This window comes from Microbacterium sp. Gd 4-13 (genome assembly GCF_003095395.1).
GTDB lineage: Bacteria > Actinomycetota > Actinomycetes > Actinomycetales > Microbacteriaceae > Microbacterium.
This window is the reverse complement of the sequence record NZ_QEIJ01000001.1, coordinates 458,987-471,228: the sequence shown is the minus strand read 5'-3', so window position 1 is coordinate 471,228 and position 12,242 is coordinate 458,987. Positions and strand designations below refer to the sequence as shown.

The window sequence follows — 12,242 nt, the reverse complement described above, 5'->3', positions numbered from 1 at the left end:
CGGGTGCCTGTCAAGCCTGCGTCGGGTACGCTGCCGGCCCCGGTAGCGTGTGAGGCATGCGCAAGTACATCTTCGGAACCGGTCTCCTGAGCGCCATCACGAGCGGCCTCACGCTCCTTCGGAGCCTGCGCAGCAACGAGCCGTTCACGTGGCGGACGGCGCTGGGTTGGCTGAGCTGGGGAATCACCCTCGCCCTGGCGATCGGCGCTGTCGTCGATACCCGCCGCTCGTCCCGCGGCAAGCTCATCGCGGGCGACTCGCCGCTGTCGAAGGGCGAGCAGAAGCGCCTTCTCAAGGAACGCGTGAAGCGCTAACCCATACCTAGGGTATATATCCGCGTTATGCTTCTTGCATGACGCGTGCAGAAGACATCCAGCGGCTGATCATCGCCGCGAACGCACTCACCCGCATGGCGGCGCTCACGCTCGACAACGAGACCCCGTCGGCGCAGTGGCGCACCCTCAAGCTCCTTCGCGACCAGGGTCCGCTGCGGGTGGGCGAGCTCGCGGTGCTCAGCCGCATCTCGCAGCCCGGGATGACCCGCCTGGTGGGCCAGATGGTCGAGGCAGGGTTCCTCGAACGGGCACCGGATGCTGCGGACTCCCGCGCATCCGTCGTCTCCGTGACCGAGGCCGGCGACGCCGCGCTCGACACGTGGCTCGTACGGCTGCAGGACGCGCTCCTGCCCTTCTTCTCCGACCTCGACGACGACGACTGGGAGGCGGTCCGACGGACGGCGGATCTCATCTCACGCAAGACCGCGATGACGGAGGCCGTGCGATGAGCGGTGCCTCCGCCACGAGTGTCTGGCGCCAGCCCGCCCAGGTCTGGGCTGTCGCATTCGCCTGCGTCGTCGCGTTCATGGGGATCGGTCTCGTCGATCCGATCCTCCCGGCGATCGCAGAATCGCTCCAGGCGAGCCCCGTCGAGACCGAGCTGCTCTTCACGAGCTACCTCCTCGTCACCGGGCTCGCGATGCTCGTCACGAGCTGGGTGTCGAGCCGTATCGGCGCGAAGCGCACCCTGCTCGTGGGGCTCGCCCTCATCGTCGTCTTCGCCCTCCTGTGCGCGGTGAGCGGCAGCGTCGACGCGGTGATCGGGTTCCGGGCCGGCTGGGGCTTGGGCAATGCGCTGTTCATCTCGACGGCGCTCGCGACGATCGTCGGCTCGGCGAGCGGTGGCAGCGCCGCGGCGATCATCCTGTACGAGGCAGCCCTCGGGCTGGGCATCGCGATCGGACCCCTCCTGGGCGGTCTCCTCGGCGAGGTCAGCTGGCGCGGACCGTTCTTCGGTGTCGTCGCCCTCATGGCCATCGCGTTCATCGCCGTGCTGCTTCTGCTCCGCGGCAAGGAGCCCACGCCCACACCGACGCGCCTGTCGGCACCGATCCGGGCACTGCGGCAACCGCCTCTCGCCGTGCTGGCGGTCACGGCGCTGTTCTACAACATCGCCTTCTTCGTGCTGTTGGCCTTCTCACCGTTCCCGCTGGGCTTCGGCGCCATGGGGATCGGCTTCACGTTCTTCGGGTGGGGCGTGGCCCTCGCGATCACCAGCGTCTGGGTCGCCCCGCTTCTCCTGCGCACGATGCGCCGCACGACCGCGATGCTGATCGTGCTGCCGCTTCTCGCCGTCGACCTCGTCGTCGCGGGATTCGTCGCCGGCTCGCCCGCCGCGCTCGTGACCTGCATCATCGTGGGCGGCCTCTTGCTCGGCCTCATGAACACGGTCCTCACCGAGTCGGTGATGGAGGCGACCGACCTCCCCCGCTCGGTCGCCAGCTCGGCGTACTCGGCCGTGCGCTTCCTCGGAGGAGCCGCCGCTCCCCCGCTCGCAGCCCTCTTGTGGCACGCATTCACCGTCAGCGTGCCGTACTGGTTCGCCGCCGCATCCGTCGCCCTCGCCGTCGTCACCCTGCTCATCGGGCGCCGCGCTCTGGCACGGATCGACGAACGCGAAGCGGATGCTGCGGAGGAGGGCGCCGCCATCCTCGTCGGCGACGCCGCCTGACGCTCACCCGATCACCACACAAGGGCTCCGGTCCACCTCCTGCTGCGGCATTCCGAGGTGGATCGGAGCCTTTTCGCAGTGATCCAGGGGGCAGGCCCCGCGCCACCACGGGCCCGGAAAAGCGAAAAAGCCCCGGAAACTGGCGAGAGTTTCCGAGGCTGATCCGTGCACCCCCTCGGACTTGAACCGAGAACCCACTGATTAAGAGTCAGTTGCTCTGCCGATTGAGCTAGAGGTGCGTGGAGCGCCGGGGTGGAGCCCGGCGAACCGAGGGTTTACATTACCAGTCCTTACCGCTCCCCGCGAATCGAGGTCGGCTCGCCGGTATCGTGGAGCCTGTGTCCCCCACCGAGGTTTCTTCCCCCGTGCCCGGCAGTACCTTCGCAGACGACCTCTTTCTGGCCCTCCGGATCGCGGATGCCGCCGACGCGGTGTCGATGAGCCGCTTCGACGCGGCCGACCTCGACGTGCAGACCAAAGCAGACGATTCCGCGGTCACCGAGGCAGACCTCGCGACCGAGCGCGTCATCCGAGACCTGTTGTCCGCGGAGCGTCCGGACGACGGGGTGTTCGGCGAAGAGTTCGGCGTCTCGGGCAGTGCGACCCGTCAATGGATCATCGATCCCATCGACGGCACCTCGAACTACCTCAAGGGCATTCCCGTGTGGGCGACGCTCATCGCCCTTGCCGTCGACGGCGTGCCCCGGGTGGGTGTCGTGAGCGCACCGTCGCTCGGACGCCGCTGGTGGGCCGCTGAGGGCGGCGGAGCATGGACGAACACCCCGGAGGGCGACAGCCGACGCATCCACGTCTCGACGGTCGACACGGTCGAGAAGGCGAGCGTCAGCTTCCAGAGCATCGAGCAGTGGGATGCGGCGGGCAAGCTCCCCGCGTTGCTGCGGCTCTCGCGCGCCGTCTGGCGCGACCGCGGCTACGGCGATGCCCTGCCCTACATGTGGCTCGCCGAAGGGCGCCTCGAGTTCGTCGCCGAGTTCGGCGTGAAGGAGTACGACCTCGCCGCGCTCGTTCCGGTGGTCCACGAGGCCGGCGGGAGATTCACCTCCTTCGACGGAGAGGACACCCTCTCGGCGCGGTCGTCGCTCGCGACGAACGGCGTCCTGCACGCGGACTTCCTCGACCTGATCCACGCCGACGGATCGGACGCCGCTTCGTGACCGCCCTCCGGCGCAGCATCCTCGCAACGCTCTCGCTGGGGGCTGCCTCCGTTGCACTCGCGGCGTGCGTCGCGGCTCCCGCAGCCACTCCGACCACCCCTCCGCCCTCGAGTGCGTCGAGCGCTCCCCCCGTGGCCTCGCCCGAACCGAGCGTGAGCGCGACGTCGGATGCCGAAGCGACGTGCGCGTCGCTCCTCCCCGCATCGACCGTCGCCGACTTCGAGGAGCTCGGCTGGACCTCCCAGGAAGGACCCTTCTACGCCGGCGGTGTCGAGCTCGCCGACGGCATCCAGTGCACCTGGGGCGACTATTCGGTCGCGACCGATCACGTGCAGATCTACGGCTGGGCTCCGATCACCGACGCAGCCGCCTCCACGGCGAAGAACGAGCTGCTGTCGGGTGGATGGCGCAGCGAAGAGAGCGCCGACGGCCTGTACATCACCGAGAGCACCGACACGGCCATCGCGACCGACGACGAGGGGTACGGCATCACCTATCTCTTCGGCGACGGATGGGTCACGATCTCCGACACGAAGCAGGGCCTGCTGCTCATCGAGCGCCCGGCGAGCTGAGCAGGGCGGATCCGGGCAGCTGGGTGGGCCTGCGCGCTCCCGGTGCCCGGTGCAGCCACGGCGCTCGGTACATCCACGGAGCCACTCGGTGCACCACACGGTACAGAGCCAGGGCGGTGGCTACGACGACCACGGTGACCGCGATCGGATACACCGACGACACGAGCGGATTGCCGAAGACCGCTTGAGCGATCTCCCGCGGGAGCAGTCCGATCAGAGCGTCGACAGCGATCGCCAGAGGCAGCTGCACCACGTAGATCGGCAGGGTGCGACGGCCGACCCACACGGTCGATCGGGGAAGCAGCCCCTGCGCCTCCATGAGCTTCAGCAGTGACACCACCGCCGTGACCCCGGCCACGGTCGACAGCAGCAGGTAGGTGGTCCACAGCATCCGACTCTCGGCCTCGTGCATCGCGTTCACACCGGCCATGAGGCCGAGCGCGCCCGCGAGCACGAGCGGGGCGCTGCCACGGATGCTGCGCAGCAGACCCGGCGCGTAGGCGCCGAGCAGGAAGAACACCAGGTACTCCGGCATCGGCGTGCGGTCGAAGACGTCGGGCAGGCGGTCGGTGAAGGCCGTCCACGACACCCACGCCGCGCCGGCGAGGGCCACCGGGGCGATGCGCGCGCCGGCCTTCGCGATGGTGAAGTACGCGGCGAGAGCGACGAGGAACCAGAGGTTGTTCGGAGCGTACGTCAGCTGCGCGGCGAGCTCGCGCACGGTCGAGGCGGCCGCCGTGCCGGCGTGAGGGACCATCAGGAAGAACACGGTCTGCGCCAGCAGCCACACGGCGTACAGGTAGTACAGGCTCAGCGTGCGGGTGCGCAGCACCGTGCCCCAGGGTCGCGCGATGGCACTCGCGGCGAAGTAGCCGGCGATGAGGAAGAACAAGGGCATGCGCACCGGGAGCAGAAGGTCACGCAGGTCGATCCATGCGCTCTGCGCCGGGCCCCACATCGTCCAGGTGGCCTCCGGCCCCTCCTTGAGGAAGACATGGCCGAGCACCACGGCGAGGATCGCGAGCCCCCGGGCGCTGTCGGCCCAGAGTTCGCGGCGCGCGGAGAAGATCATGCGTCTCGTTCCTGTTGCAGCCACAGCGGGGCCACACGTCGGATGGAGCGCGGCGGCGACGACACGCGAAGAAGAACGACCGGGGGGACGGTCACTCACAATTTTCCCATAGTTCACACACAGCGCGGTCACCGTCGACCCGCAGCCGCGCTCGCTCCCCCTCCTCCGAGGGCGTGCAGCTCAGCGGTAGGGGTTCACAGCCTCGCTCGCGGCCTCCGGATCGGCGCCCGCCGCGTGGCCCTGATCCCACGCGTCTCCGCGAGCCTCCCGGTCGCGCGAGAGGGCGTCGGTGTCGAGGATGCGGCGGGCCAGGCGAACCCACTCCCCCCAGTGCGCCTCGACGGCCGCACCATCGAGCTGCGCTCGCACCTCCCACTTCTCCGGGGCGGCGCTGGGCGCGATGGAGAGCCCGCCGACGCTGAGACGGTCACGACGCGGATCGGACATGGCACGACCTTTCTGGTGCGACTATCAGCCTCACGCTGATAACCCGTGAATATCAGCTGTCAACTGATACGAAGATCCTCGGGAGTGGCGCCCACGGCCCACAGCAGGCCCGCCGCGGCCAGTGCGATGGCCCAGCTCGCCATGCTGCCGACGAGGAAGTACTCGGCCTGCGTGCCGCCGGCGTTGTCTTTCTGGATCTCGGGGAAGCGCACGATTCCCTTGGCGGCGATGAAAGCGGCCAGCAGGGCGACGGCGCTCGTGAAGATCAAGCCGACGACGAACAAGCGCTCGAGGGGTCCGATGAGACGGCCCCCGCGCAGTTGCTTGGTCGGAACGGCCGGCTCGGGCGGCGCCGGGCGACGTAGCCGCGCCATGAGCCCCCGCCGGACGACGGGAGCCGTCGCGACGACGTCCGCGGCGTCGGAGCGCTCGCTCTGGAGAGCGACCCGCACGACGATGTTGGCCGACTCGAGCAGGAAGCACGCGACCCCGAGCGCGAGCACGGCCTTGCCGAACGCGGCCGGCCCCGCTGCATCCACCTCCATCCAGCCCTCGGCGACTCCGGGAGCCCACACGACCAACGCGACAACCGCGACCGCAAGACCGATGACGGGCCAGAAGCTCGCTATCGCCGCATCTTTCGTGCTCGGCATGAGCGCCAACCAGGCCAGGGCGATCACCGCGAAAACGATCGCCAGAGGCCACGCGACGACGGCGGTGCCCAGCACCGCGCCGAGAAGCACCACGGCGACGCTGGCGCCGATGCGGGCGGAGCGAGAGCCGCGGCCGAGGAACTGTCGCGCGAGATCGGCGACGCCGACGGTGAGGAGAAGAAGGCCGGCCGTGATCATCGCAGTGCCTCCGGGAGGTTCGAGGTCAGTTCCTGGAGTCCGAGCGACAGCGCCGACGAGCCCGCGCGCGCGAGGGCCTGCGAGACGGCCGACTGGGTGATCCCCTCATCCGCCGCGAGCGACTCTTGCGAGCGGCCGAGCCAGGTGCCGTAGGTCAGGCGGCGCGCCCTCTCCCCCATGCCCCCGACGATGTGATCTTTCGTGACGAGGTAGGCGTTCACCGACGAGAGATACGCGGTCGTCTCCACGGATTCCGCGTCACCGCTCGCGATCCACGTGCGCGCGCGAGGAACCCTCGACTCCTCCCACCGGTGCACCGTCTCGATCGCCCGGCGCGCAGCCCACCACCCGGGGCCGTCCTCGATCGCGTGATCGGCGCGGGAAGTGACGGCGCGCACGTCGCCGGCGCCGATCCCGAACCGCAGCTCGGCATCGATCGGAAGACGCAGCTGCAGCAGCGAGAGCGCGAGCAGGGCCGTGGCGAGATCGGCGTACACGCCCTGGAACTCATCGCCCACGGTGGGAACCAGTGCGCGCACGGCCGGGGCGAACTCCTCGACCTCGCGCACCGCATCCTCGATCGTCAGCTGCGCACGACCGCGGTCGGCCAGCTTCCTCGAGCCGACGATGTCAGCGATCACGGCGAACTGCATGCCATAAGCATATAGCTGATTCTTCGGAAGTATAAGAGATGGTCTAATACGCCGCCAGGTGGCACCCGTCTTCCTCGCGCACGACCGGCTGATCATTCGCTCTTCCGCGCCGCCCTCTCGGACCGCCTAATGACCGTACTCAGGATGAACCGATCGGGCGAGCGTCGTGACCCCCGTCTTTTCGGGCTCGGCCGGGGACTCGCACCGCGTTCATCCTGAATACGGTCGGGAGGGCGGCGCCCTCCTGGGCAGGATGGACACATGGCCACGTTCACGATCCGCGGGGCGGTGGCGCGCAGCATCCCCTCGTTCTACGACGAGCTCAACCGCCTGTTCATGACGGGCGAAGACTGGAAACTCGGCCCCAGCCTCGACGCGCTCGACGATCTGCTCTACGGCGGATACGGCGCGCTCCAGGGCGACGACGCGGTTCGGGTGGTCTGGTCGGATCATGCCGTCAGCCGCGAAGCGCTCGGGCGCGAGACCACCGCCGCGTACTACCGAGAGAAGCTCCGCCATCCCGAGACGTACTCGCGGGAGCACTTCAGCGAGCTTCTCGCGCAGCTCGAGACGGGCACCGGCCAGACCTACTTCGACATCATCCTCGAGATCTTCGCCCACCATCCCGGCATCGACCTCGTGCTCGACTGACGGCGACGACGTCAGCTCTTGGTGAGATCCTGGGCGAGCATCACGATGATGCCGCTCGGCCCCCGCAGATACGTGAGCTTGTAGACGTCCTGATAGTTGGCGACGCCTCGCAGTGGGTAGCAGCCGTGCTGCGCGGCGATGGCGAGCGACTCGTCGATGTCGTCCACCGAGAACGCGACCCGGTGCATACCGATCTCATTCGGGAGGGTGGGGTCCGTCTCGATCGCTTCGGGATGGATGTATTCGAAGAGCTCGAGGCGTCCGAGGCCGTCGGGTGTCTGCAGCATCGCGATGCGCACGTGGTTGCCGTCGAGCCCGACAGCCGTATCCGCCCACTCACCGCTCACCGTGTCGCGGCCGACGACAGCGAGCCCGAGGTCGGTGAAGAAAGCGATCGTCGCGTCGAGGTCGCGAACGGCGATCCCCACGTTCTCCCATGCGATGCCCATGCAGCGGATGCTACCGAGTCTCGCCGCCGGGGCGAAGGGGCGGATGCTGCGCCCTGACACGCCGGCCATCTCGCCACGCCTTCCACGCCCCGGTCGACCAGAGCGCCCAGATGACGAGCAGCGGCTGGAAGACCAGCCGGATACCGCGCGCGAGATCGGTGTCGAGCCCGAACGCGTCGGTGCCGCGCACGAACTGCTCGATGTTGCCGGGGAAGACGGCGACGAAGAACGCCGCCACGATCCACCCGATCGGCACGCGCCACCGCGACAGCAGCGCCACCGCGAGACCCAGGACGATCTCCACGACACCCGACGCGACGACCACGAGGTCGACGGGCAACGGAAGCCATGACGGCACCTGCGCGACGAACGACTGACGAGCGAAGGTGAGGTGACCGACGCCGGCGAAGACCAGACCCGCCCCCAGCAGCCAGCGAGCGAGGGTGCGGATAAGACTCATGTGCCGAGCGTAGGCGCCCGGAGGATCCGTTCGTCCGCCCCGCGGATCACGAAGGCGACAGCGACGAGGGCGATGACGATCGCTGCGATCTCGAGCACACCGCTGAGGGCCGCCAGCGGCCCCGGGGTGCCGCGCCCGACGCCGAACGTCGAGAAGTCCCACAGGCCGTGCAGAACCATGGCCCAGAGCAGGCTGCCCGTCACGCGCCGGAGGATGTAGAAGATCGTGCCGGCTCCGAAGGCGAAGATGACCTGCCGCAGCGTCGACACGGAATCCTGACCGCTGAACGCGTTGACGAGGTGCATGAGCCCGAACAGGGCCGACGTGAGAAACCACACCCACGCCTCGGAGAGTCGGCTGCGCAGACCCACGAGCAGCAGACCCCGCGTGGTGAGCTCCTCCGTGAAACCGACGAGCAGCAGAACCACGGATGCTGCGAAGAATGCGGCGTCGTACGAGCCCCAGTCCGTCGAGGCGAGATTGGCGACGAGGGCCACCGCCATGATGACCGGCGCGATGATCGGCCACCTGTGAGCCGCACGATGCCGGTCTCGAAGCGCCGGGCGCCACCACCCGAGCAGCGTCGTGGTGATCGCGAGGAGGATCGCACCGACGATGAGCGAGAGCCCGGCGCCGAGGAACAGGTTGCTGCCGCTGTCGCCGAGGTCTGTGTAGGCAATCCCCGTGGCCTGCTGGACGCCGAAGACGACGGCGACGTAGACGAGATAGACGACGAGCCCGATCCACACGCGGGGGTGGACTCGGTATCGATCTGTCGAGTGGAGGGTCATGCGAATCTCTCTGAGAGTGCGGTGGAAGGCGAGTCGGCGATCAGTGCCGGAAGAACTCGTTCGCCCGCTTCGTGTAGAGCAGCGCGATGCCGACAAGGGCGACCAGACCCGAGATGATCGGCGCGACGAGGTTCGCCGGGTTCGCCGCCAGAGCGAAGATCGCCGTGAGCAACGACAGGACGAACGAGATGGTGACCAGGATGCGCGCGACGTTGCTTCCGCTGAAGAGGAAGAAGGTGACGACGAAGGAGACCAGTCCGACCACGATCGCGATCCACGCCGCTTCCGTGCCGACGCCGTTCGGGCTCAGCACGCGCGTCAAGACGAGGATCCCGGAAATGATCTGCGCCGCCGCTCCGATCCACGCCAGCACGGCGATGAGGACGACGCCACCGGGGCGCTGACCGGCCATCATGACTTCTCTCCATCCGCGTCGACGGCCGTCGATCCGTCGGCCTCGACCTCGCCGAGCAGATCCTTCAAGCCGAGACCCCCGATGTTCTGCGCTTCGACCTCGAGCGTCGTCCCCGTCGTCGTGTCGGTCAGACCGATGACCAGAACAGTGCCTCGCCGATGCTTTGTGACCTCGAGGTGTTCGCGCTCGATGTGAGCGACGGGGTGCAGATGCTTCCAGCCGCCGACCAATCCGGTGCTCGTGCGACCGAGGACGTACAGGCGCTTCGGCGAAAGCGCCAAGACGAGGGAGGGATAGCTGCCCTTCGAGGCGGCGTTGACCCTCTCGCCGATCATGCCGCCCGCCACGCCCCACGCCGTGGTGTTGCTCCCACCACCGGCGACTCCGGCTGCCGCGCCGAGCACCCCGGCGAAGGTCGAGCCTCGAGGCATGACCACGGCGACATCGAGCACCTCATCGTCTGGAATTACTGCCTGTGCGCCCTCACGGGCATGTTCTTCTCTCGACATCCGCGTGCTTCCCATCCAATCGACGGCCGACCCGGATGGCCGGACATGTGGTCGTGAACCGAGGCTAATGGAAATCAGGACAATCCTGAGCAAACTTTCCGGGCTTGACTCCTCGCGCGGGTTGCACCACAGTTCGCCTGCTTCAATGAGTCGGAGGGGGACGATCATGGATGCGAGCGCACGGAACCGGGCGATGGATCTGTTGGGGAGATTCAGCGACGAGTTGACCCACCTCTTCGACGACGCCTTCGGCACCAGGTGGGCCGAGATCGAGGACATCCTCGCGATCGCCGAGCTTTTGCGAGCACGATCCGTGACCACCCGGCGCCTCGCCGACAGCAGCGGACTGGACCGACGCGCTATCTCGCGCATGGTCGTCCGCTTACGGTCGGACGAATTGGTCACGACCCGACCGTCGCAGGCCGACAAGCGCGCCGTCGAGGTCGTCCTCACCGACCGCGGCGAGCGGCGAGCGGACGTTCTGCGCACCTCTCTAGACGGCTTCTTCCGAGCGAGCGCCAACATCGCACACGAGATCAGCGAGGGGCTGCACCCCGCCTCGACCTCGCCGCTCCCCCGCGAACCCGCCGACGCGGTGGATCTCCTCCGACGCGTCTGCGAGGCGGGTGTCGCGCTCGTGAACACGATGCCCGGTACGGCGACCGAGGGACAGCTGGCCGCTCGCCAACGGGCGGCGCTCGTGCAGATCGTGTCGCAGGGCGGCGTCCGGCCGAACGACCTCTCTCCCGCCCTCGGGGTGTCGCGGGCGGGCGTGGCCTATATCGTCGACCAGCTCTGCGCGAAGGGGTTCGTGTCGCGCCGCCGAGGCGCCGTGCCCGAAGACCGTCGCGCCGTCGTGCTCGAGGCCACCGCGGATGGCGTACACGCCGTCCAGGCGGTCATGGACGGGATCGAACGTCAACGAGAGAGCCTGGCGAACCTGTTCGCCGAAGTCGCGAACTGGCACCAGCCCGTGGACGAGGCCGCACCGGCCGGCCTGCCCGCGAACGCGGGCGGCTGAATCCTGACCTCGACGGCGCGCAAACTCGACGGCGCGCAAGTGCGCTGGCGCTCCCCTTCAGGGCGCAACCGCTCGGGCCAGGATGAGGGAGGCCGGGATATGGCCCGCCGCGAGCACGAGCGCTGATGCACTGATCCAGGGGTTTTCCAACCACGCGCCTGTGGCGAGGAACACGACCACAGGCAGGATCGCCATCGGAACAGGCACCTTCCAGACGCGACCATACAACGCCACGCTTCGACGCCCCTGCACGAGGTACCGCGCCCAGAGCGTGTAGTACGCGATCAGGCCGGCGCTCACCGCTACCATCCACAGCCATCGGGGAGGGCCCGCCTCGGTGATTGCGGGAACGGTGAGACACAACGCCTGCCCCGCACGCTCCGTGACCGTGAGAGGCACCGGCAGTCGAGCTGATGGCAACCCATCCCGCGGCGGCAGCCACAACAGCAGGAGGCTGGGCGCGAAAACCAAGATCGCAACCAACAGCCCGATCGGCGAGAACCCCACGTGCGCCCCGCTCTCGTCCGAGCATCGCCGGGGCCTGAGCCGCCGGCCCGCGCCACCCCAGCGGTCACGCCGTCACAAATCTAACGGCGAGCCGCCGACCCCATCGCGCGCATGTTTTTCCGCCCCGGGTACAAGCGGGCCGCACGCGCGAGACCTGAACGGGAGCGCGACGGCTCTCATGAACGACGAAGGCCCCCGATCCTTGTGTTTCCACGGGATCGAAGGCCTTCATCTGGTGACAGCGGTGCAGTGGAGATGGGGGGAATCGAACCCCCGTCCATCACTGGGAAAGTGCGGTTTCTCCGGGCGCAGTCTGTGCAGACGTTCTGCTCGGCTCCGACCTTTGTCACAGACACCTAAGTCGACGAGCCCAGCCCCGGAAGAGTCCCGCGTGACGTCGAGGCGCCGTCACGCAGCTAATCCCCTAAATGACGCCGGGATCCGTAGCGGGAACACCTACGGTCCGACGGACTATCGGGCTCGCTTATGCAGCGAGGGCGAAGTCAGTGCGCTTGGTTTCGGCACTTATTGTTTTGCAGAGATCGTTAACGAGATAACCCTGCATCCTCGGCCCGCTTCACGCAGAATCACAAGCGATGTCGAAACCGATCATCCCCGTGGTCCTCCGTCGGAGGGACCGCTGTCACACTGTGGAGTTGCCA

The 12,242-nt window shown here is 68.2% G+C and carries 17 protein-coding genes, 1 tRNA gene and 1 other RNA gene; 7 read left to right on the top strand and 12 right to left on the bottom strand.

Annotated elements, in window-relative coordinates; all coding sequences use genetic code 11:
- Positions 1 to 56: 56 nt before the first annotated feature.
- From DEA06_RS02190 to DEA06_RS02180, 3 genes are read left to right on the top strand one after another with little or no spacing between them, the layout of a single operon-like run.
- On the top strand, positions 57 to 314 hold the full coding sequence (locus DEA06_RS02190) for a hypothetical protein (RefSeq protein ID WP_116646304.1): 258 nt from the start codon (positions 57 to 59) through the stop codon (positions 312 to 314).
- Between the two features lie 38 nt (positions 315 to 352).
- Positions 353 to 784 (top strand): MarR family transcriptional regulator, encoded by a 432-nt coding sequence (locus DEA06_RS02185; RefSeq protein ID WP_116646303.1) that lies wholly within the window; start codon positions 353 to 355, stop codon positions 782 to 784.
- Positions 781 to 2,007 (top strand): MFS transporter, encoded by a 1,227-nt coding sequence (locus DEA06_RS02180; RefSeq protein ID WP_116646302.1) that lies wholly within the window; start codon positions 781 to 783, stop codon positions 2,005 to 2,007. Before DEA06_RS02185 ends, DEA06_RS02180 begins: the two co-directional genes overlap by 4 nt.
- A 166-nt stretch (positions 2,008 to 2,173) precedes the next feature.
- Here DEA06_RS02180 and DEA06_RS02175 read toward each other — a convergent pair.
- Positions 2,174 to 2,246 (bottom strand) — tRNA-Lys (locus DEA06_RS02175).
- A 126-nt stretch (positions 2,247 to 2,372) separates the two neighbouring features.
- On the opposite strand from DEA06_RS02175, the gene DEA06_RS02170 reads away from it, so the two are divergent.
- Positions 2,373 to 3,182, top strand: a complete 810-nt coding sequence (locus DEA06_RS02170) for an inositol monophosphatase family protein (RefSeq protein WP_240606770.1) — start codon at positions 2,373 to 2,375, stop codon at positions 3,180 to 3,182.
- Positions 3,179 to 3,754, top strand: coding sequence for a hypothetical protein (locus tag DEA06_RS02165; protein ID WP_240606769.1), 576 nt, complete (start codon positions 3,179 to 3,181; stop codon positions 3,752 to 3,754). Before DEA06_RS02170 ends, DEA06_RS02165 begins: the two co-directional genes overlap by 4 nt.
- Here DEA06_RS02165 and DEA06_RS02160 read toward each other — a convergent pair.
- From DEA06_RS02160 to DEA06_RS02145, 4 genes are all read right to left on the bottom strand, one after another.
- Positions 3,732 to 4,826: an acyltransferase gene (locus tag DEA06_RS02160; protein ID WP_116646301.1), complete on the bottom strand. Its 1,095-nt coding sequence runs from the start codon at positions 4,824 to 4,826 to the stop codon at positions 3,732 to 3,734. The genes DEA06_RS02165 and DEA06_RS02160 overlap by 23 nt on opposite strands.
- A 180-nt stretch (positions 4,827 to 5,006) precedes the next feature.
- Complete coding sequence (locus DEA06_RS02155) at positions 5,007 to 5,273, bottom strand: hypothetical protein (protein ID WP_116646300.1); 267 nt, start codon at positions 5,271 to 5,273, stop codon at positions 5,007 to 5,009.
- A 59-nt stretch (positions 5,274 to 5,332) separates the two neighbouring features.
- Positions 5,333 to 6,124: a hypothetical protein gene (locus DEA06_RS02150; RefSeq protein WP_116646299.1), complete on the bottom strand. Its 792-nt coding sequence runs from the start codon at positions 6,122 to 6,124 to the stop codon at positions 5,333 to 5,335.
- Positions 6,121 to 6,777, bottom strand: a complete 657-nt coding sequence (locus DEA06_RS02145) for a SatD family protein (protein WP_116646298.1) — start codon at positions 6,775 to 6,777, stop codon at positions 6,121 to 6,123. Before DEA06_RS02145 ends, DEA06_RS02150 begins: the two co-directional genes overlap by 4 nt.
- A 261-nt stretch (positions 6,778 to 7,038) precedes the next feature.
- Between DEA06_RS02145 and DEA06_RS02140 the strand changes: the two genes are divergently transcribed.
- The gene (locus DEA06_RS02140) at positions 7,039 to 7,428 is read left to right on the top strand and encodes a ribonuclease inhibitor (protein ID WP_116646297.1); all 390 of its coding nucleotides are present in this window, start codon (positions 7,039 to 7,041) and stop codon (positions 7,426 to 7,428) included.
- Positions 7,429 to 7,439: 11 nt separating this feature from the next.
- Here DEA06_RS02140 and DEA06_RS02135 read toward each other — a convergent pair whose 3' ends face one another.
- The 5 genes from DEA06_RS02135 to DEA06_RS02115 are packed head-to-tail and all read right to left on the bottom strand — an operon-like array spanning position 7,440 to position 10,052.
- Positions 7,440 to 7,877, bottom strand: a complete 438-nt coding sequence (locus tag DEA06_RS02135) for a VOC family protein (protein ID WP_116646296.1) — start codon at positions 7,875 to 7,877, stop codon at positions 7,440 to 7,442.
- A gap of 10 nt (positions 7,878 to 7,887) precedes the next feature.
- On the bottom strand, positions 7,888 to 8,337 hold the full coding sequence (locus tag DEA06_RS02130; protein WP_116646295.1) for a hypothetical protein: 450 nt from the start codon (positions 8,335 to 8,337) through the stop codon (positions 7,888 to 7,890).
- On the bottom strand, positions 8,334 to 9,128 hold the full coding sequence (locus DEA06_RS02125; protein WP_116646294.1) for a CPBP family intramembrane glutamic endopeptidase: 795 nt from the start codon (positions 9,126 to 9,128) through the stop codon (positions 8,334 to 8,336). The genes DEA06_RS02130 and DEA06_RS02125 overlap by 4 nt, the downstream gene beginning before the upstream one ends.
- Positions 9,129 to 9,168: 40 nt before the next feature.
- On the bottom strand, positions 9,169 to 9,540 hold the full coding sequence (locus DEA06_RS02120; protein ID WP_116646293.1) for a hypothetical protein: 372 nt from the start codon (positions 9,538 to 9,540) through the stop codon (positions 9,169 to 9,171).
- The gene (locus DEA06_RS02115; protein ID WP_165817900.1) at positions 9,540 to 10,052 is read right to left on the bottom strand and encodes a hypothetical protein; all 513 of its coding nucleotides are present in this window, start codon (positions 10,050 to 10,052) and stop codon (positions 9,540 to 9,542) included. Before DEA06_RS02115 ends, DEA06_RS02120 begins: the two co-directional genes overlap by 1 nt.
- A 166-nt stretch (positions 10,053 to 10,218) precedes the next feature.
- On the opposite strand from DEA06_RS02115, the gene DEA06_RS02110 reads away from it, so the two are divergent.
- Positions 10,219 to 11,073, top strand: a complete 855-nt coding sequence (locus DEA06_RS02110; RefSeq protein ID WP_165817899.1) for a MarR family transcriptional regulator — start codon at positions 10,219 to 10,221, stop codon at positions 11,071 to 11,073.
- A gap of 57 nt (positions 11,074 to 11,130) precedes the next feature.
- Here DEA06_RS02110 and DEA06_RS16765 read toward each other — a convergent pair whose 3' ends face one another.
- Together DEA06_RS16765 and ssrA are read right to left on the bottom strand one after the other, a co-directional pair.
- Positions 11,131 to 11,373 carry a hypothetical protein gene (locus DEA06_RS16765; RefSeq protein ID WP_240606768.1) on the bottom strand — a complete coding sequence of 81 codons (243 nt, stop codon included), beginning with the start codon at positions 11,371 to 11,373 and terminating at the stop codon, positions 11,131 to 11,133.
- Positions 11,374 to 11,827: 454 nt separating this feature from the next.
- Positions 11,828 to 12,197, bottom strand: a transfer-messenger RNA (tmRNA) gene (ssrA, locus tag DEA06_RS02100).
- Positions 12,198 to 12,242: the final 45 nt, after the last annotated feature.